Raw genomic sequence first — 18637 nt, forward strand, 5'->3', positions numbered from 1 at the left:
ATGAAACCTCACGCTACGGCTTATAGCCAACGCTTGTTGCGCGGTCAGGCGCCCTCCTACGAACGCTTGCAGGCGCGCCTGGCCGAAGACGGCAGTGAATTGAGCGCCGCGCCAATCGCGGTGCATTGCGGTTGGGGCCGGCTGCTGATCGGCCATACCTTTCCCGATGCCGCGAGCCTTGCCCAAGAGTTGCTCAATGAGCAGCCCGGTGAGCGGGACATCGCCTTGTACGTCGCCGCGCCCCAGCAAGTGCTGGGGCTGGAGCCGGCGCAACTGTTCCTCGACCCGTCCGACACCTTGCGCCTGTGGTTCAGCGACTACCGTCAGGCCACCCGGGTATTTCGCGGCTTTCGTATCCGTCGGGTGCAAAGCGAAGCGGACTGGCAGGCCGTCAATCAGCTGTATCAGGCGCGCGGCATGCTGCCGATTGATGCGAGCTTGCTGACGCCTCATCCCCAGGGCGGCCCGGTTTACTGGCTGGCCGAAGATGAGGACAGCGGCGCGATCATCGGCAGCGTCATGGGCCTGAATCATCACAAGGCCTTCAACGACCCGGAAAATGGCAGCAGTCTGTGGTGCCTGGCGGTCGATCCACAGTGTTCCCGCCCAGGCGTCGGTGAAGTGCTGGTGCGGCACTTGATCGAACACTTCATGAGTCGTGGCTTGAGTTACCTGGACCTGTCTGTGCTGCACAACAACCGTCAGGCGAAAAGTCTTTACGCCAAGCTCGGATTTCGCAACTTGTCGACCTTCGCCATCAAGCGCAAAAACGGCATCAACCAGCCGTTGTTTCTCGGCCCCGGCCCCGAAGCCGAGTTCAATCCGTATGCGCGAATCATCGTCGAGGAGGCTCATCGGCGCGGCATTGAGGTGCAGGTAGATGACGCGCAAGCGGGTCTGTTTACCTTGATTCACGGCAGTCGTCGGGTGCGTTGCCGCGAATCCCTGAGCGATCTGACCAGCGCCATCAGCATGACGTTGTGTCAGGACAAGAGCCTGACCCACAAGGTGCTGAAAAACGCTGGTCTTGAACTGCCCGCCCAACAACTGGCGGGGAGCGCGGACGACAATCTGGCGTTTCTCGACGAGCACCAACGGGTGGTGGTCAAACCGCTGGACGGTGAACAGGGCCAAGGGGTGGCGGTGGATTTACGGACCCTCGAAGAGGTCCAGCAGGCCATCGAAAACGCCCGCGCATTCGACAGTCGAGTACTGCTGGAAAGCTTCCATGAAGGCCTCGACTTGCGGATTCTGGTGATCGGTTTCGAAGTGGTCGCCGCCGCCATTCGCCGGCCGGCGGAAGTGGTGGGCGATGGTCAGCATTCCATCGGCGCGCTGATCGAAGCCCAGAGCCGTCGCCGCCAGGCGGCGACCAGCGGCGAAAGCAAAATCCCGCAGGACCATGAGACCCAGCGCACGTTGCAGGCTGCGGGTTACGACTACAGCAGCATTCTGCCGGCCGGTGAGCATCTGTTCGTACGGCGCACGGCGAATCTTCATACCGGCGGCATTCTTGAGGACGTCACGGCGATTCTGCATCCGACCTTGGTGGATGCGGCGGTGCGCGCGGCGCGGGCGCTGGATATTCCGATGGTCGGGCTCGACCTGATGGTGCCGGCCGCCGACCAGCCGGAGTATGTGTTTATCGAAGCCAATGAGCGCGCCGGGCTGGCCAACCATGAACCGCAACCGACAGCGGAGCGGTTTGTGGATTTGTTGTTTGCGCATAGTCAGCCGGTGGCCTCTTAGTAATGTAGTGCCTGTCAGGCCGCCTTCGCGGGCAAGCCTCGCTCCTACAGGTATGAGGCGACGACACCAATCCTGTAGGAGCGAGGCTTGCCCGCGAAGGCGGCCTGACAGGCAACGTAGATTCCCCCTCCTCATCGAAACCATCGATGCTCTCACTTCATCAGGAGTTTCCATGACCAGCAAAATTCCCGAACCGGACCTCAATTACCTGCAAAAAGTCCTGCTGGAAATGCTCGCCATTCCCAGCCCCACCGGGTTCACCGACACCATCGTACGTTACGTCGCCGAACGCCTCGAAGAGTTGGGCATTCCCTTTGAGATGACTCGTCGCGGCACTATCCGCGCCACCCTCAAGGGCAAGAAGAACAGCCCGGACCGCGCGGTCTCCGCTCACCTGGACACCATTGGCGCAGCGGTTCGCGCGATCAAGGACAACGGCCGCCTGACCCTCGCGCCGGTCGGTTGCTGGTCCAGCCGTTTTGCCGAGGGCAGCCGCGTCAGTCTGTTCACCGACAATGGCGTAATCCGTGGCAGCGTGTTGCCGTTGATGGCCTCGGGGCATGCGTTCAACACCGCCGTGGATGAAATGCCAATCAGCTGGGATCACATCGAATTGCGCCTGGACGCCTATTGCGCCACCCGCGCCGATTGCGATTCGCTGGGGATCAGCGTCGGCGATTTCGTCGCCTTCGACCCCTTGCCGGAATTCACCGAAAGCGGCCACATCAGCGCCCGCCACCTCGATGACAAGGCCGGCGTTGCCGCCCTGCTGGCGGCGCTGAAAGCCATTGTCGACAGCGGCGAAGAGTTGATGATCGACTGCCATCCGCTGTTCACCATCACCGAAGAAACCGGCAGCGGCGCGGCGGCGGCCCTGCCTTGGGATGTCAGCGAATTCGTCGGCATCGACATCGCGCCGGTCGCGCCCGGCCAGCATTCCAGTGAACACGCGGTGAGCGTGGCAATGCAGGATTCCGGCGGGCCTTACGACTATCACCTGTCGCGGCACCTGCTGCGTCTGGCCAGTGATAACGAACTGCCGGCGCGCCGCGACCTGTTCCGCTACTACTTCAGCGATGCTCACTCGGCCGTCACGGCTGGCCACGACATTCGCACCGCCCTGCTCGCCTTCGGCTGCGATGCCACCCACGGTTACGAGCGCACCCACATCGACAGCCTCGCCGCCCTCAGCCGCCTGCTCGGCGCCTACATCCTCAGCCCGCCGGTATTCGCCAGCGATGCTCAGCCAGCCAAGGGGTCGCTGGACCGGTTCAGTCACCAGATCGAACACGAGACGCAGATGGAAAGCGATACCCGGGTGCCGTCGGTGGATAGCTTGATTGGGCAGCGTTCGGAGGGCTGATCCTGACATTTTGCCACCAGGAAAATCGCCATCGCGGGCAAGCCCGCTCCCACAAGGTATGTGTCGATCCGGGATATTGTGATCGACGCAAAACCTGTGGGAGCGGGCTTGCCCGCGATGGCGGTAGCTCAGTCAACACATCATTACCAGGCTAGCCGCAACCCTTCATTCGCCGTAGCATCGCGCCATTGTTTAGCCGAGGTGCCTTATGCTGATCCCCCACGACCAACTTGAAGTCGACACGCTGACCCGTCTGATCGAGGACTTCGTGACCCGCGACGGCACGGACAACGGCGATGACACACCGCTGGAAACCCGCGTTTTGCGTGTTCGTCAGGCATTGACCAAGGGCCAGGCGCTGATCGTCTTCGATCCGGAAAGCGAGCAATGCCAGTTGATGCTCAAGCACGACGTGCCCAAGCACCTGTTCGACTGAGGTTCTTAACGGGCTTTGGCTTTGGCCTGTTTGATCTGGATGCGCTCATAAACTTCGGCGCGATGTACGTTGACCTGCTGCGGCGCTTCAACACCGAAGCGCACGCTGCTTCCGTTGACGGCGAGAACCCGCACGGTGATGTTGTCACCAATGGATATCAACTCGCCCACAACGCGACTAAGTACAAGCATGGCATTCATCCTTCAGGGTTACCGGCCCTTGAAGATGCCCGGCGCGTAGCGGGTCTTCAATGCAACAGCAGCAAAACAGTCTCGCCCTACGGCGCAGGATGCCTCACCCTGAAGGACGTATCCGACAAACCGGTTTGAATGCAGGACCGATCCTTCAGGAAACGGAAAAGCGCGGGCCAAACAGGATGACGCTCGCCCCGATCACACACAGCGCCACGCCAATCCAGTCCGAGCCCAGCGGACGAATCCGCTCGACCACCGCCAGCCAACCGATCGACGCAATGATGTAGATGCCACCGTAGGCCGCATAGGCGCGGCCGGCATAGCTCGCTTCGACCCGGGTCAGCAGCACCGCGAACAAGATCAGGCTGAGCAACGCCGGGATGATCCACCAAGCGCTTTTACCCTGGCGCAACCACATCCAGAAGGCGAAGCAGCCGGCGATTTCGAACAGCGCGGCAAGGAAAAACCACAGGTAATTGATCATGCAGATGTCTCGTGAGGATGGCCGGTTGCGGCCACCCTAACGACGGTCTTGCATACGGGCAAGTTCAGCCTGCGGATTGTTTGGCCTTTGCGCGCATTTTGTCGGCCATTACGGTCATTTCGTTGTAGAGCACTTGCGGGTCTTTTTGCTTGATCGCCCAGGCCATGCGGCCCTGTTCGTGAGGCAGAATCAGGAATTCGCCGGCGGCGACCTGCAGATAGATGTAGTCAGCAATGTCGGCAGCGGTGATCGGCGAACTTTCCAGCAATTTGCCGACCTGGGCTTTCATGGCCGGGGTCGGGCCGCGGAAGGAATCCAGCAAGTTGGTCTGGAAGAACGACGGGCAAACGACATGCACGCTGACTTCCTCGTGGGCCAGTTCGATCAACAGACTTTCGGACAAAGCCACCACACCCGCCTTGGCCACGTTGTAGTTGCTCATGGCCGGACCTTGCATCAGTGCCGCCATCGAAGCGATGTTGATGATCTTGCCTTTGCTTTTCTCCAGCAGCGGCAGGAACGCCTTGCAGCCCTTGACCACGCCCATCAGGTTGATCGCGATCTGCCAGTCCCAGTCTTCCAGCGACAGTTCACTGAAGAACCCGCCCGAGGCCACGCCGGCGTTGTTGACGATGACATCGATGCCGCCGAACTTCTCTTCACAGGCTTGGGCGAACGCCGTCAGCTGGCTGTAGTCGCGCACATCGCAACGCTGGATGAAACCGTCACCGCCGGCTTCGCGAACCAGCTTCAGGGTTTCTTGCAGGCCGGGTTCACTGACATCCGACAAGGCCAGCTGCCAGCCTTCACGCGCCCAACGCAGCGCGATTTCGCGACCCAGGCCTGAGCCCGCGCCAGTGATCATCATGCGATTTTGCATAGCAAACAGCCTTGTTGTTCCGGGGAAGATGCAGCGAGTGTAGCGAAGGATAATGCGCGACCCACGCTCCATCAGAGTGCTGAATGGCCGACGATGAATCATGGCGCGGTTCGGTTGTTTCAACGTTGAGACGCAGTAAAAGAAATAAACGTGCTTTCCAAATACATTAAAAAAACCTGGAATTTTTCTTCATATCCATGAGTCGGATTTTGTAAGCAGCTAGGATTAATAAAACGTCCAGCTGATGGCTAAAACGCCAAGTCAAATCCACAACGCTTCCAACAAGGAAACAGACATGGGCACAATTCTTATCGTTATTCTTATCCTGTTGCTGATAGGTGGTCTACCGGTCTTCCCACACTCCAGAAGTTGGGGTTATGGCCCGTCCGGTATCATCGGCGTGGTGTTGGTGGTGCTGTTGATCCTGCTGCTGCTCGGCAAGATATAGAGGTTTAACAGGCAAAAAAAAGAGGCCCTTGAAAGGACCTCTTTTTTATTGCGCCAACACTTAGTCTGGCTTGCCGTCAACCACACCGGCAGTGTTGTCGATCAGGCTTTTGGTGGCCGTCTGGATGAACGACTCGAGCTTCTGCTTGAGCGCCGCTTCGTCAGCCGACGCCGGGATTAATTCACCTTTCGGATTAGCGCCCAGTTCGTATTGATACAACTTCGGCGGCATCTCTTTGGGCAGTACCAACACGCGATCCGCGGTGAGCAATGCGACCGTCTGATCGCTGCCCGATGGCTTGATCACACCGAAACCCTTGTCGCCTTCCGGCAGGTTCAGCAAGTCGCGCCCCCAGCATTGTTGAATCACGTCGCCACCGATGCGGCCCATGATGGTCGGCACGATGTCGATCTGGGTGCCCACGGTGTGGTCGACCTGACCGAATTTCTCCTGGACACCCGGACCGATCATCAGCATCGGCACATTGAAGCGGCCCAGGTCCATTTCGGTGATCTGTTGTTCATTACCAAAACCGTGGTCGCCGACCACCACGAACAGGGTTTCCTTGAAGTACGGCTCTTTGCGGGCCTTCTCAAAGAACTGACCCAACGCCCAGTCGGAGTAGCGCATGGCGGTCAAGTGTTCGTTGAGGCTGCCGCGATCGGTCACGCGCGCAACCGGCAATGGCGTTGGCAAGGCGTACGGCGTGTGGTTGGACAGGGTTTGCAGCAAGGCATAGAACGGCTTTTTGTCCTTGCCATCGCGAGCTTTCAACTCTTCCAGGCCACGGTTGAACATGTCCTGGTCGGACACGCCCCAGGTCGGATCGGAGAACACCGGGTTGACGAAGTCATTGCGCCCGATGAAATTGGTCATGCCCTGGTTGCTGAAGAAGCCTGACTGGTTGTCCCAGGCAAAATCGCCGTTGTAGACATACACATCGTCGTAGTCACGAGCGCTGAGCAACTGCGGCAGGCCGGACAGTTTGTGGCTGCCTTCCGGGGTCTGCATCAGGTATTCGAAACCCGGCAGGTTCGGGAAGCAGGCCATGGTGGCGAACATACCCTGATGGGTATGGGTGCCATTGGAGAAGAAGCGGTCGAACAACAGGCCTTCTTTCGACAATTTGTCGAAGTACGGCGTGACTTCACCCGGACGACCCAGAGCGCCCACCGAGTGACCGGCGAAGCTTTCCATCAGGATCACCACCACGTTCTTGATCGGCAGTGTCTTGTTGGCATCGGGGGTGGAGTTGCGGCGCACCGCGGCGATCTCGGGATCGACCAGCTTGTCGCTTGGGGTCAGCAACATATCGCGCACGGTCTGCTGGGCCAAAGGCTGCGGCAGTGTGGCTTTCCAGATGTTGTCGCGATCTTCGGACATCCGGCTCTTCGCCGCCGCGATCAGCGACAGCGTGCCGTTGAGGCCCAACTGGTTGGCGAAGTTGGAGTCGGTGGTGTAAACGTCACCCCAACGCAGCGGCGGGCCTTGACGCAACGTACCGCGAGCCGCGACCACGCAAACCAGCAGGCAGACCACGAACACCACGCCGCGCGCATACCACGGAGCCACCTGCCGCGTACTAATGCTGCCACCGCTGAACGGCCCGCGAGGACGCGTGGCACGGTCGGCGCCCTTGAACGCGAGGGTCAGAATCAACGTCCCCACGGCCCAGGCCAACAGATAACGAACCACCGGAAAACCATACCAGAGCATGCTCATCACGGTTTTCGGGTCTTCTTTCACGTACTGGAAGACCAGACCGTTGAGGCGCTGGTGGAACTCGCGGTAAAAGTCCATCTCCATCAGGCCGAGGAACAGCGCGATGCTCGAGACAACGGTCAGCCACAACCGGAAGAACCCGCGTGCGGCCATGGCCCTGGCACTGAACAGGGCCAGCAGTAGCGGAATGCTGAGGTAAACCACCAGGCGCAAGTCGAAACGCAGGCCGTTGGCGAACGCTTCCAGAAAGGTCGAGGCCGGTGTGTCGAGGATCATCGAGCTGTTGTAGACCAGCAGCGCCACGCGCAGCAGGCTGAACATGACCATCATGACCAGGGCACACAATAGCGTGTAGGCCAGATGCGATTTGACGGTCGGTTGCAGCAGGCGACTAGAAGCTCGCTGCTGACTCAGGGCGTCCGGGTTTGCCATGTCGTTTTAGGACCCATTGGAAGTTGAAGTTTCAAAAATACAGCGGCGCCTTGCCTGATGCTGGTCGGTCAAGAAGCGAACCCCGTGGGAGCGGGCTTATGTGGCGAGGGGGCTTGCCCCCGTTCGAGTGCGCAGCGCTCGCAAATTTTGGGTCCGCTGCGCGGCCCAACGGGGGCAAGCCCCCTCGCCACAAACCCGCTCCCACATGGATTGCGTTTAACTGACCGGCATCAGCTGTCTCGCCCTCTGTTGGCCATCCTCGGCCCCGGGGCTTGCGCGGTGCGCAAATGTTGCACGATCAACCGCGGCATTACCATTGATTACTGACCCGCAGGCCCGTCTGTCGCTTGTAGCGTTGTGGGACAAGAGACATGGTGCAAAGTTGCGGGCTGACTCATTGGGACGCGAGTGAATTGTCTTGGAGGCTTTGTGAAAATTTCGTTCAACGCATATCCAGAAACAAAATAAAGCCCCGCCCTTGGTAAAAAAGCAAACGCCCCGATCAAATCGGGGCGTTGCCCAACAGGCCATATCAAAAGAATACGCGGTTACTTCTCGGCGCGTTCTTTCAGGGCTTTCAGGGTATTGAACGGCGCGTCGACCACAAACTTGTTGGCCAACCAAGACGGCACGCTGCCGCCGGGTTCGGTATGGGCCTGATAAGTCACTTCGACTTGATCGCCCTTAGGCACGAGCTTCCAGAAACCTTTGACCTGGGCCACCCGTACAAAACCTTTTTCTTCCGGGACGTACTTGGGCTGCCCTTCCAACTCGCGGGTCAGGCTGCCGTCGGCGCCTTCAACGGTGGTGACATGCAACACGGAGTCGCGAGGAGTAACCGGCCAAGGGGTATTGAACTGGGTGTAGGTCCAGCTCTGGTTACCTTCATGCTTGAGCAGCTTCTGGGTCTTGCATTCGTGGATCCAGGCGCAGGCGCCCGGCACGTCTTCCTGCAATGCACGCAGTTTGGCCATGGTGGTCTTCATGACGGTCACGCCACGGTAAGCCTTGTATTGGGAACCGGCCACTTCACTCAAGGACACCTTGATGCCCTCTTCTTCCTTGGCGGTTTTCCATTCTTCGGCCTGGGCCGTGGAGGCCAGCAAAACCGTCAAACCACACAGCACAGCCATACGATGCAGCGAACCCATAGTCTTATTCCTTATTGTTGAAGTTCCGTTCGTTGAACACATCACGCGGCCGTCATTTGTTCCCACCAGCCCAGCAACTTGATCGCTTCGTCGCTGCTGCTTCCGCAAACCTCGACATCGGCTTCAAATGCCGAACACACCGCAGGACGTTCCGGCTTGCCGAAAATGCTGCACAGGTTATCGGTAGACAGCTGTACGCAACGTTCTCCGGCGGCTTTGCCATTGGGCATTCCGGGAATCGGCGAACTGATGGAAGGGGCAATGCAACAGGCGCCACAGCCTTCACGGCATCTCATGACGACAAGCTCCTCGCGACGAGTAAAGGGACGTGGCACAGAGTAACGGCTAAAACGACTGTTTAAAATTACCTGAGCCCGGGTTTTTTCGCTCAAACGAACGTGACTGACCAGTCTCCGACAAAGCGTCTGGTCCGCGGGTCACGAATGGGAGGGATTTACTGCTTGAACTCGAATTCCAGCGCCGCGCCTTCAACTTCCCGACGCTCTTCATTGCGCAGTTGCAGCTGCATTTCGTTGCTGAGCAGGCGTCCGTTGAGCTGGAACGGGCTGCTCTTGTCACCGAACATTTGTGGCAACAACGCATCGTGTCGGGGCAACCGTACCGTGCCGACCGGCTTCAGATCTTCGACCATGTCCTTGGGCAAGCTCAAGTCGAGATTTGCGGAAGGGAGTTTGGTTTTCACGACTTCACTGGCCGGTTTCGACTTGGAAGCAATGGGGGAACGTTTTTTGACCGCCGCAGCCTGCTTTTTGGCCGGTGCGGCCTTTTTGACCGCTGCCGTTTTTTTCTCGGTGGTGCTGGCTGTCGGTTTTTCCTGAACGGAAGCCGCCATGACGCCTTCCGGGTGACAGGTCATTAACAGGCAGATCAACAACCCGGCGGCAGGAAAAATCGGCTTCATGGACCCAACGGCGTGAACGGCAGAAGGCTATATGCTCGCCTGTTGGAGACGACAAGACAAGCGGGCAGTTCAGAACTGCCCAGCCGTTTAAAAACCGCTCGCCGTTTCCTGACAAAGTTGCGTCGCCAGTAACCCCAGCGTCATCAATGCACGCTCGGCCTCGCGGTTCCAGGGGATGCCACAGTTCAGGCGAATGCAGTGATTGAACTGCTCGGTATTACTGAAAATCAGCCCCGGCGCAATGCTGATGCCTTGCTGCAACGCACGCACATGCAGTTCCTGCGTGTTGACCCGCCCCGGCAGGCTCACCCACAGAATGAAGCCACCGGTGGGCCGCGTCATCTGCGTGCCTTCCGGGAAGTACTGCTGGACCGCCAACTGAAAAGCGCTGAGGTTCTTGCGGTACTCCTGACGGATGTAGCGCAAATGCCGGTCGTAGCCACCGTTCTCCAGATAGGCCGCGATGCCCATTTGCGTGACGCTGCAGGCCGAATGGGTGCTGAAGGTCTGCAAGCGCTGGATTTCCTGCTGGTACTTGCCGGCGATCATCCAGCCGATGCGCACACCGGGCGACAGGGTTTTGGAGAAACTGGAGCAATAGATCACCCGATCCAGCCGGTCATAGGCCTTGAGCGACTTGGTGCGACCCTGCTCGAACATCAGTTCGCCGTAAATATCGTCTTCGACCACCTGGATATCGAAATCCGAGGCCAGGCGCAGCAGTTGTTTCTGCCGCTCTTCGGGCATGGTGCCGCCCAAGGGATTGCTCAGGCGCGTGGTCAACACCAACGCCTTGATCGACCACTGGTTGGCCGCCAGTTGCAGGGCTTCGAGGCTCATGCCGGTGGCTGGATCGCTGGGAATCTCGATGACTTTCAGCCCCAGCAGGTCGGCCAGTTGCAGCAAACCGTAATAGGTTGGCGACTCGGCCGCGATCAGATCGCCCGGCCGGGTCAACACGCGCAGAGACATCTGCAACGCATCGACGCAGCCGTGGGTGATCACCACTTCCGACGGATCGACCACCACGCCGGCATCGCGCATGCGGATCGCCACTTGCCGACGCAACGGCTCGAAACCGGGGCTGAACATGTAGCTGAACGCCCGCGGACTATGGAAACGGGTGACTTTGGCCAGTTGCTGATGCAGCGCCCGCACCGGCAGATAATCGACGCTCGGTACAGCCGCGCCCAACGGAAAGACGCCTTCGCGACGGGATTCGACCAGGACTTGCTGAATGATGCTGCTGCGGGTGACAAGGCCAGGTCGCTCGACCCGTGCGATGTCCGGGGTTGGCGCCGTGAGCGCTGGCGTCTGGTGCACGTAGTAACCGGATTGCGGCCGGGCACGGATCAGCCCCTGATCCTCAAGGTTGGCGTAGGCCTGCAACACCGTTGCATGGCTGACGTTGAGCTGCGAGCTCATCTTGCGCACCGAAGGCACGCGCTCCCCCGGTTGATAAACGCCGCGGCGGATATCTTCGGCCAGTTGCTGAGCAATACGTTGGTAGAGCAAGAGATTGGTCATGACGCAGCACTCGATTTCACGGGCATTTTATTCTTGTGTGAAACATTACCGGAACAGTTTGGAAGTGTACTGGGACAGTTGCCACAATAGTCGACCGTACAGTGCATTGTCAGCAAAAACTGTACTGTTTTCAGGAAGAGTATTGGCTGATTGGCAGACACAAAAAAACCCGGCACTGCTGACAGGCCGGGTTTTCCAGTAACGCAGCCCTTAGCGGGCGGCGCCGAGCTGGCCTTTTTCGTCGGAGAACACAATTTCCACCCGACGGTTCTGCGCACGCCCGCGCTCGGAAGCGTTCACGTCCACCGGGTATTCATCGCCGTAGCCTTCGACTTTGATACGTTTGTCGTCGATGCCCAGGTCCATCAGCACATCCGCCACCGATTGCGCACGGTCGCGGGACAGCTTGAGGTTTTCCTGTTTACCGCCAGTGCTGTCGGTGTAGCCCTCGATCCGCACCACACGCTTGGGGTTGAGCTGCAAGAACTGGACGATCTTCAGCACCACGCGGTTTGCCGAGCTTTTCAGCTCTGCTTCACCGGTATCGAACAGCACATCGCCCAGGGTCATCACCAGGCCACGGTCGGTTTGGGTAGTCGCCAGCGCCACGATCTGCTCTTCGAGCCACTTGCCCTGTTGCTGAACACTGAGCAACTTGGACTCACGCAGGGCCAATTGCAGGCGCTGACGTTCGAGCTCGAGCTTCGCCGCGCGTTCCTCATTGAGCACTTGATTGGTGTGTTCCCGGGCGATTTCGCTGTAGCGCTGGCTCAGGTAGGCGTAATGCACAACGTCCGAACCGCTGCCCCAGTAGCTGGACAGGCGATCGGCGCGGGCCAGGGACTCGCCGGCACGGATCACGTCTTTGGGCGCAATGCGCAGCACGTTGGAGTCTTCCTTGACCTTCTGGAAGTCAGTGCCGGCCTGCTGCAATGCGGCTTCGCTGTGTTGACCGGCGCAGCCATAAAGGCTTGCGCAGCCAGCCAGGATCAAGCCGCCAAGTACTTTGGTCTTCAGGCTCATTGGGCATCTCCCAGTTGCTTGCGCAGGCGAGTGATGCGGGTATTGAGCACGTTCAACTGCTCCTCGCTCTTGAGGGTCAGAACCCGGGCTTCGGCCAGGCGCGCGTCCAGCTCGGCCTGCTCGGCCCGCATGCGCGCGTTCTTGAAGGACTGGTCGGCCATGTTGCCCTTGGCACGCTTGAACTTGTCTTCAGCCAGCTTCAGCTCTGGTACTTCGTCGACGGTAGCACCCACGGCCTTGGCTTGTTCGAGTGCCTGTTCGGTCAGGCGTATTTGTTCATTCGGCGCCGGATCGGCTGCACAACCCGCCAGAGCCAGAACGGCCAGGGCAGCGAAAAGAGGTCGAATACTCACTAAGAATCCCTACTGTTTTGGGGTACTGACAGGTTGTGGCTGCGGTTGTGAGAGTTGCGCTTTCCAACGCTCGATATTGCGCAGCAGTGCAGCTTCTGTCAGTCCAGACGCGGGCAATTCTGTCATCTTTTTGGCCAGCTGTCCGCGCAACCAAGGATCGTTGCAAGCAGAGTTATGGGAAACGGCGAGATACAGGCCGGGTTTGTCGATGGGTTGTGGGTGGGCCATCAAGTCATCGGCCATCCCCAGCGTTTGCACCATGGCCATGCCCGAGTAGCGTCCGGCGAGGACAAATTCCACCTCGTTCAGCAGCAATTTCTGAAAGGCCTGGGTCAGATTGGGCGTGCGCACCAGGGTCAATTGCTGCTCGGCGAAAGTGCCAAATGAGGGGGTTACTCGAGCCTTTTCCGACAAGGCACCGGGATGACCGTGAAGGTCCTGCGCTTCGTTGTAGACCAGTAACGAGTCGTTGCGGGTCCAGACCAGATAATCGTTTTCCAGCAGCGGTGGATGGATGTAATCCAGATTTTCCAGCTCACTGACCGTCAATGGCGCGTCGGCCAGCATGTCCATTCGTCCGCTGCGCACTTCGTCCAGGGCCTGGGAGCGCTTGCCGGCATAAAGCAGTTCGACCTTGATGCCCAACTCCCCCGCCACTTGCTGCAACAGGTCGGCGCTGGCGCCTATCAGGTACTTGGGGTTTTGCGGGTCTTGCCACAGATACGGCGGCGCGTCCGGGCTGCCGGTCACCACCAGGCGCTCGCATTTGCCTGCGGCTACGGACAGCCCCGGCATCATCGTCAGCCCCAGCAGTAATGACCAGCCACACACGCGGCGAAAATCCATGGGGACACTCCCTACAACCTATTATTTTCGCCCGTAGGAGCTCCTACAGAAGCACAAAAAAAAGCCCGACCAAAAGGTCGGGCTCTTTATAAGTCAAGCCGCCGGATTAGACCAGCTTCTCGAACTCGGGGATGGCTTCGAACAGGTCTGCCACCAGGCCGTAATCGGCCACCTGGAAGATCGGCGCTTCTTCGTCCTTGTTGATCGCAACGATCACCTTGGAGTCTTTCATGCCGGCCAGGTGCTGGATCGCGCCGGAAATACCGACGGCGATGTACAGCTGTGGAGCAACGATCTTGCCGGTCTGACCGACCTGCATGTCGTTGGGTACAAAACCTGCGTCGACCGCGGCGCGGGAAGCACCGACGGCAGCGCCCAGCTTGTCAGCCAAGGCGTACAGGTGTTTGAAGTTGTCGCCGTTCTGCATGCCGCGACCGCCGGAAACGACGATTTTGGCAGCGGTCAGTTCCGGACGATCGGACTTGGCCAGTTCTTCACCGACGAAGCTGGAGGTTCCAGCGTCGTGTGCAGCGGCAACGGCTTCAACAGCCGCCGAACCACCTTCAGCTGCAACCGGGTCGAAACCGGTGGCACGCACGGTGATCACTTTGACCGCCGCGTTCGACTGTACGGTAGCAATGGCGTTACCGGCGTAGATCGGGCGCTTGAAGGTGTCGGCGCTTTCGACCGAGATGATCTCGGAGATCTGGTCAACGTCCAGGGACGCGGCAACGCGCGGCAGGATGTTTTTGCCGTTCGAAGTAGCGGCAGCCAGGATGTGGCTGTAGCCCTTGCCCAACTCGGCAACCAGAGGAGCAACGTTTTCCGGCAGTTGATGAGCGTAAGCGGCGTTGTCGGCCACCAGCACTTTTGCTACACCAGCGATTTTCGCAGCGGCTTCAGCAACAGCACCCACATTCTGGCCAGCGACCAGAACGTGAATGTCGCCACCGATCTTGGCGGCAGCAGCAACGGTGTTCAGCGTGGCCGGGGCCAGTACTTTGTTGTCGTGTTCAGCAATAACCAAGATAGTCATTTAGATTACCTTCGCTTCGTTTTTCAGTTTCTCGACCAGTTCAGCCACCGACTTGACCTTGATACCCGCGCTGCGTGCAGCCGGCGCTTCGACTTTCAGGGTCTTGTTGGTGGAGGCGGTGGAAACGCCCAAAGCGTCCGGAGTCAGCACTTCGAGAGGCTTCTTCTTGGCTTTCATGATGTTTGGCAGAGACGCATAGCGCGGCTCGTTCAAACGCAGGTCGGTGGTGACGATGGCCGGCAGTTTCAGGGAAACTGTCTGCGCGCCGCCGTCAATTTCGCGGGTCACGGCAACAGTATCGCCGCTGACTTCGACTTTCGAAGCGAAGGTGCCCTGACCGTAGCCGCTCAATGCAGCGAGCATCTGGCCAGTCTGGTTGTTGTCGCTGTCGATGGCTTGTTTGCCGAGGATCACCAGCTGAGGCTGTTCCTTGTCGACAACAGCTTTCAACAACTTGGCAACCGCCAGGGAAGTCAGATCTTCAGCGGATTCGACGAGGATGGCGCGGTCGGCACCCAGAGCCAGCGCGGTGCGCAGTTGCTCTTGAGCGGTGGACGGGCCGATGGAGACGACGACGATTTCAGTCGCAATGCCTTTCTCTTTCAGACGTACGGCTTCTTCCACTGCGATTTCGCAGAACGGGTTCATCGACATCTTGACGTTAGCGAGGTCGACGCCGGAATTGTCCGCCTTGACACGAACCTTGACGTTGTAATCCACAACGCGTTTGACAGCTACAAGAACCTTCATGGATTCCTCGTTACTCTCCGGTGAAAAGAAAGTCGCCTAGGCGAACCTGGCGGTTGATGCTCATCGGCGCAAGGGCACCTCTAAAAACGCTGGCAGGTGTATCGGGTGAACGTTGCTCACGAGGCTGATAACCGTTCGTCAGTGGTGACCGACGAGTCATTCATTATCGCTGCGTGTAAACTGCGCGCCTGACCTGCACTGCGCATCACCTTATACTGCCATCGCCCTGTCTTTAGAGGTGCTCTTGAAACCAACAGTCAGCCTACGGCGAGCGCAAAACCGCCCGTATCTTGACCGGAACGCCTATTCCGGTCAATACGGCAAAATAGCCGTTCATAAGCCGCGTGACTTTGATTTCTCTGGGTTTGAGCCAATTCAAACAAACGTTTGTATTGGACGCTAGGAGTGGTGTAGATATAATGCGCCACCTAGAGAGAAAGGTGGGTCGTCCATTGTCCCTTCCGGCAGTTGCCGGAGGAAATAATGGATGCGACACCAAACCTCCAATTAGAAAAAAACTGTTGAGCCTTGAGTAGGAGATAGCCTGTGGAACGCGAATACATGGAATTCGACGTGGTCATCGTCGGTGCCGGCCCCGCTGGCCTGTCCGCCGCCTGCCGTTTGAAGCAGAAGGCCGCCGAAGCCGGTAAGGAAATCAGCGTCTGCGTGGTCGAAAAAGGCTCCGAAGTCGGCGCTCACATCCTGTCCGGTGCCGTGTTCGAACCACGCGCCCTGAACGAACTGTTCCCGGACTGGAAAGAACTCGGCGCGCCGCTGAATACGCCAGTCACACGCGATGACATCTTCGTTCTCAAGAACGCCGACAGCGCGCAGAAGATTCCTGACCTCTTTGTGCCCAAGACCATGCACAACGAAGGCAACTACATCATCTCCCTGGGCAACCTGTGCCGCTGGCTGGCTCAACAGGCCGAGAACCTGGGCGTGGAAATCTACCCGGGCTTCGCCGCCCAGGAAGCACTGTTCGACGAGAACGGCGTGGTTCGCGGGATCATCACTGGCGACCTGGGTGTTGATCGCGAAGGCAATCCGAAAGAAGGCCTGTACACCCCAGGCATGGAACTGCGTGCCAAGTACACGCTGTTCGCCGAAGGTTGCCGTGGCCATATCGGCAAGCAACTGATCAAGCGTTTCAACCTCGACAGCGAGGCCGACGCCCAGCATTACGGCATCGGCCTGAAAGAAATCTGGGAAATCGACCCGGCCAAGCACCAGCCTGGCCTGGTGGTCCACACCGCCGGTTGGCCGCTGGACATCATGGGCACCGAGAACACCGGTGGCTCGTTCCTCTATCACCTGGAAAACAACCAGGTGGTCGTTGGTCTGATCGTCGATCTTTCCTACAGCAACACCTTCCTGTCGCCGTTCGACGAGTTCCAGCGCCTCAAGCATCACCCGGTGCTCAAGCAATACCTGGAAGGCGGCAAGCGCATCAGCTACGGCGCGCGTGCTATCTCCAAAGGCGGCCTGAACTCGCTGCCGAAAATGGTCTTCAAGGGCGGCGCGCTGATCGGTTGCGACCTCGGCACCCTGAACTTCGCCAAGATCAAAGGCAGCCACACGGCGATGAAGTCCGGCATGCTCGCCGCTGAATCCGTGGCCGAAGCGCTGTTCGCTGAAAAAGACGGCACCGAAGAGCTGACCACCTACGTCGACGCGTTCAAGAAGAGCTGGCTCTATGACGAACTGTTCGCCAGCCGTAACTTCGGCCCGGCGATCCACAAGTTCGGCGCCATCGTCGGCGGCGGTTTCAACTGGCTCGATCAGAACATCTTCGGCGGCAAACTGCCGTTCACCCTGCACGACACCAAGCCGGATTACGCTTGCCTGAAACTGGCGGCCGACTGCAAGAAGATCGACTACCCGAAACCGGACGGCAAGATCAGCTTCGACAAACTCAGCTCGGTGTTCATCTCGGGGACCAACCACGAAGAAGAGCAGCCTTGCCACTTGAAGCTGACCGATCCGAGCATTCCGATCGCCAAGAACCTGCCGATGTACGATGAACCTGCCCAGCGTTACTGCCCGGCCGGCGTGTACGAAGTCGTCACCCAAGAAGACGGCGAGAAGCGCTTCCAGATCAACGCCCAGAACTGCGTTCACTGCAAGACCTGCGACATCAAGGACCCTGCACAGAACATCACCTGGGTGGCACCGGAAGGTGCCGGTGGCCCGACTTACCCGAATATGTAAGTTGACTCGCTGAACATCAAGGCTCCCAACATGGGGGCCTTTTTGTTGCCCGATAAAAGTTACAGCGGGCGTAATCTTCAAGGACGCCTTCGCGGGCAAGCCTCGCTCCTACGGTGATGTGTCGTTCACACCTCCCTGTAGGAGCGAGGCTTGCCCGCGAACACCGCGAAGCGGTGCCAGACATCAAGCAGCCCGCTCATCCCCGGGATTACGTTCGAAGTAGCGCTTGTACTCGCGGCTGAACTGCGACGTGCTCTGATACCCCACCCGATGCGCCACTTGGGCCACGCCCAATCCTTCGCCCTGCAGCAAGCGCTGGGCCTTGAGCAAGCGCAAACGCTTCAGATACTGCACTGGCGACAACAAGGTGCAGCGTTTGAAATGCTCATGAAACGTCGACGCGCTCATGTTCGCGCAACTGGCCAGGGCGTCGACGTTCAGCGGCTCGGTGTAATGCGCATGCAGATGGCTCAGGGAGGCCGCGATCCGGGCGAACTGCCCCTGTTGCTCCACCAACGCTCGCAATACATCGGCTTGCGGCCCACGCAAGGCGACGAACAACAACTCACGCAATCGCGCCTGTCCCATAACCTGGCTCTCCAGCGGGTCGTGCAGACAGCGCAACAGCCGTTCAACACAACCACGCATCGCATCATCGAGCACCGCCGAAGTCATGGACTCTGGTGTCTGCGCCGCGATACAGCGCCCCGACGCCAGCCCCATGGCCAGCACCAACTCTCCGAGCAATACCCGGTCAATGGCGATGGAAATGCCCAGCATCGGGCCATCGGGCGCGGAAAACGTCTCGCACTCGAACGGCACCGGCAGCGCCTGAATCAAATAATGCCCGGCGCCGTATTCCAGAGTACGCGACCCCAGATACGCCAACTTGCCGCCCTGGGCAATGATGACCAGGCTTGGCTCGTAGATTTGCGGGCCACGGGCCAAATCACGACTGGCCCGCAAAATCTGCACGCCTGGCAACGCGGTAGGCGTGTAACCATCGCGGGTGGTCAGCGACTGGATCAGCGAAACCAGCGTGGCATTGGCATCGAGATAACGTGTCAACAACATGGGGAGCTCTTCACAAAAAAGTAGCGAAAAAAGGGA

At 59.0% G+C, this 18637-nt stretch carries 19 protein-coding genes; 5 read left to right on the forward strand and 14 right to left on the reverse strand.

From position 1 onward, the window contains the following. The 3 genes from ngg to AB7M22_RS18775 all read left to right on the forward strand — a co-directional run bounded on the left by ngg (window position 1) and on the right by AB7M22_RS18775 (window position 3548). Complete coding sequence (ngg, locus tag AB7M22_RS18765; RefSeq protein WP_454187405.1) at window positions 1–1749, forward strand: N-acetylglutaminylglutamine synthetase; 1749 nt, start codon at window positions 1–3, stop codon at window positions 1747–1749. 172 nt (window positions 1750–1921) lie between these two features. Next, window positions 1922–3112 carry an osmoprotectant NAGGN system M42 family peptidase gene (locus AB7M22_RS18770; RefSeq protein WP_008013602.1) on the forward strand — a complete coding sequence of 397 codons (1191 nt, stop codon included), beginning with the start codon at window positions 1922–1924 and terminating at the stop codon, window positions 3110–3112. Window positions 3113–3320: 208 nt separating this feature from the next. Beyond that, a complete protein-coding gene (locus tag AB7M22_RS18775) occupies window positions 3321–3548 on the forward strand; it encodes a YheU family protein (RefSeq protein ID WP_003199186.1) in 228 nt (75 codons plus the stop codon). Window positions 3549–3553: 5 nt separating this feature from the next. On the opposite strand, the gene csrA is transcribed toward AB7M22_RS18775, so the two are convergent. The 3 genes from csrA to AB7M22_RS18790 all read right to left on the reverse strand — a co-directional run bounded on the left by csrA (window position 3554) and on the right by AB7M22_RS18790 (window position 5106). Further along, window positions 3554–3739: a carbon storage regulator CsrA gene (csrA, locus tag AB7M22_RS18780; RefSeq protein WP_030132007.1), complete on the reverse strand. Its 186-nt coding sequence runs from the start codon at window positions 3737–3739 to the stop codon at window positions 3554–3556. A gap of 154 nt (window positions 3740–3893) precedes the next feature. Next, the gene (locus tag AB7M22_RS18785) at window positions 3894–4226 is read right to left on the reverse strand and encodes a YnfA family protein (RefSeq protein WP_052964816.1); all 333 of its coding nucleotides are present in this window, start codon (window positions 4224–4226) and stop codon (window positions 3894–3896) included. 64 nt (window positions 4227–4290) lie between these two features. Next, window positions 4291–5106: an SDR family oxidoreductase gene (locus AB7M22_RS18790; RefSeq protein ID WP_454187406.1), complete on the reverse strand. Its 816-nt coding sequence runs from the start codon at window positions 5104–5106 to the stop codon at window positions 4291–4293. A 295-nt stretch (window positions 5107–5401) separates the two neighbouring features. On the opposite strand from AB7M22_RS18790, the gene AB7M22_RS18795 reads away from it, so the two are divergent. After that, the gene (locus AB7M22_RS18795) at window positions 5402–5554 is read left to right on the forward strand and encodes a DUF3309 family protein (RefSeq protein WP_008012020.1); all 153 of its coding nucleotides are present in this window, start codon (window positions 5402–5404) and stop codon (window positions 5552–5554) included. A 60-nt stretch (window positions 5555–5614) separates the two neighbouring features. Here the strand turns inward: AB7M22_RS18795 and AB7M22_RS18800 are convergent, their stop codons facing one another. The 10 genes from AB7M22_RS18800 to AB7M22_RS18845 all read right to left on the reverse strand — a co-directional run bounded on the left by AB7M22_RS18800 (window position 5615) and on the right by AB7M22_RS18845 (window position 15316). Then, complete coding sequence (locus AB7M22_RS18800; RefSeq protein ID WP_454187407.1) at window positions 5615–7708, reverse strand: LTA synthase family protein; 2094 nt, start codon at window positions 7706–7708, stop codon at window positions 5615–5617. Window positions 7709–8256: 548 nt separating this feature from the next. Next, the gene (locus tag AB7M22_RS18805; protein ID WP_008075148.1) at window positions 8257–8859 is read right to left on the reverse strand and encodes an START domain-containing protein; all 603 of its coding nucleotides are present in this window, start codon (window positions 8857–8859) and stop codon (window positions 8257–8259) included. A 41-nt stretch (window positions 8860–8900) separates the two neighbouring features. Then, window positions 8901–9155, reverse strand: a complete 255-nt coding sequence (locus tag AB7M22_RS18810; protein WP_008012026.1) for a YkgJ family cysteine cluster protein — start codon at window positions 9153–9155, stop codon at window positions 8901–8903. Window positions 9156–9313: 158 nt separating this feature from the next. Continuing rightward, a complete protein-coding gene (locus AB7M22_RS18815) occupies window positions 9314–9781 on the reverse strand; it encodes a translation initiation factor 2 (RefSeq protein ID WP_454187408.1) in 468 nt (155 codons plus the stop codon). A gap of 87 nt (window positions 9782–9868) precedes the next feature. Beyond that, a complete protein-coding gene (locus AB7M22_RS18820; protein ID WP_007903895.1) occupies window positions 9869–11308 on the reverse strand; it encodes an aminotransferase-like domain-containing protein in 1440 nt (479 codons plus the stop codon). 210 nt (window positions 11309–11518) lie between these two features. Further along, a complete protein-coding gene (locus tag AB7M22_RS18825) occupies window positions 11519–12331 on the reverse strand; it encodes an OmpA family protein (protein WP_454187409.1) in 813 nt (270 codons plus the stop codon). Continuing rightward, window positions 12328–12684 (reverse strand): DUF4398 domain-containing protein, encoded by a 357-nt coding sequence (locus AB7M22_RS18830; RefSeq protein ID WP_007903899.1) that lies wholly within the window; start codon window positions 12682–12684, stop codon window positions 12328–12330. The genes AB7M22_RS18825 and AB7M22_RS18830 overlap by 4 nt, the downstream gene beginning before the upstream one ends. A gap of 9 nt (window positions 12685–12693) precedes the next feature. Beyond that, window positions 12694–13530, reverse strand: a complete 837-nt coding sequence (locus tag AB7M22_RS18835) for a substrate-binding periplasmic protein (RefSeq protein ID WP_454187410.1) — start codon at window positions 13528–13530, stop codon at window positions 12694–12696. Between the two features lie 106 nt (window positions 13531–13636). Beyond that, window positions 13637–14566, reverse strand: a complete 930-nt coding sequence (locus AB7M22_RS18840; RefSeq protein ID WP_454187411.1) for an electron transfer flavoprotein subunit alpha/FixB family protein — start codon at window positions 14564–14566, stop codon at window positions 13637–13639. Beyond that, on the reverse strand, window positions 14567–15316 hold the full coding sequence (locus tag AB7M22_RS18845) for an electron transfer flavoprotein subunit beta/FixA family protein (protein WP_454187412.1): 750 nt from the start codon (window positions 15314–15316) through the stop codon (window positions 14567–14569). Window positions 15317–15862: 546 nt separating this feature from the next. Here AB7M22_RS18845 and AB7M22_RS18850 point away from each other — a divergent pair. Then, window positions 15863–17527, forward strand: coding sequence for an electron transfer flavoprotein-ubiquinone oxidoreductase (locus AB7M22_RS18850; protein WP_454187413.1), 1665 nt, complete (start codon window positions 15863–15865; stop codon window positions 17525–17527). Window positions 17528–17710: 183 nt separating this feature from the next. Here AB7M22_RS18850 and AB7M22_RS18855 read toward each other — a convergent pair whose 3' ends face one another. Next, window positions 17711–18601, reverse strand: coding sequence for an AraC family transcriptional regulator N-terminal domain-containing protein (locus AB7M22_RS18855; RefSeq protein WP_454187414.1), 891 nt, complete (start codon window positions 18599–18601; stop codon window positions 17711–17713). Window positions 18602–18637: the final 36 nt, after the last annotated feature.

Source organism: Pseudomonas sp. ADAK2 TE3594 (assembly GCF_053628675.1).

Coding starts and splice junctions, on each gene's coding strand:
- ngg (WP_454187405.1), top strand. CDS start 1: ATGAAACCTCACGCTACGGCTTATAGCCAACGCTTGTTGCGCGGTCAG.
- AB7M22_RS18770 (WP_008013602.1), top strand. CDS start 1,922: ATGACCAGCAAAATTCCCGAACCGGACCTCAATTACCTGCAAAAAGTC.
- AB7M22_RS18775 (WP_003199186.1), top strand. CDS start 3,321: ATGCTGATCCCCCACGACCAACTTGAAGTCGACACGCTGACCCGTCTG.
- csrA (WP_030132007.1), bottom strand. CDS start 3,739: ATGCTTGTACTTAGTCGCGTTGTGGGCGAGTTGATATCCATTGGTGAC.
- AB7M22_RS18785 (WP_052964816.1), bottom strand. CDS start 4,226: ATGATCAATTACCTGTGGTTTTTCCTTGCCGCGCTGTTCGAAATCGCC.
- AB7M22_RS18790 (WP_454187406.1), bottom strand. CDS start 5,106: ATGCAAAATCGCATGATGATCACTGGCGCGGGCTCAGGCCTGGGTCGC.
- AB7M22_RS18795 (WP_008012020.1), top strand. CDS start 5,402: ATGGGCACAATTCTTATCGTTATTCTTATCCTGTTGCTGATAGGTGGT.
- AB7M22_RS18800 (WP_454187407.1), bottom strand. CDS start 7,708: ATGGCAAACCCGGACGCCCTGAGTCAGCAGCGAGCTTCTAGTCGCCTG.
- AB7M22_RS18805 (WP_008075148.1), bottom strand. CDS start 8,859: ATGGGTTCGCTGCATCGTATGGCTGTGCTGTGTGGTTTGACGGTTTTG.
- AB7M22_RS18810 (WP_008012026.1), bottom strand. CDS start 9,155: ATGAGATGCCGTGAAGGCTGTGGCGCCTGTTGCATTGCCCCTTCCATC.
- AB7M22_RS18815 (WP_454187408.1), bottom strand. CDS start 9,781: ATGAAGCCGATTTTTCCTGCCGCCGGGTTGTTGATCTGCCTGTTAATG.
- AB7M22_RS18820 (WP_007903895.1), bottom strand. CDS start 11,308: ATGACCAATCTCTTGCTCTACCAACGTATTGCTCAGCAACTGGCCGAA.
- AB7M22_RS18825 (WP_454187409.1), bottom strand. CDS start 12,331: ATGAGCCTGAAGACCAAAGTACTTGGCGGCTTGATCCTGGCTGGCTGC.
- AB7M22_RS18835 (WP_454187410.1), bottom strand. CDS start 13,530: ATGGATTTTCGCCGCGTGTGTGGCTGGTCATTACTGCTGGGGCTGACG.
- AB7M22_RS18840 (WP_454187411.1), bottom strand. CDS start 14,566: ATGACTATCTTGGTTATTGCTGAACACGACAACAAAGTACTGGCCCCG.
- AB7M22_RS18845 (WP_454187412.1), bottom strand. CDS start 15,316: ATGAAGGTTCTTGTAGCTGTCAAACGCGTTGTGGATTACAACGTCAAG.
- AB7M22_RS18855 (WP_454187414.1), bottom strand. CDS start 18,601: ATGTTGTTGACACGTTATCTCGATGCCAATGCCACGCTGGTTTCGCTG.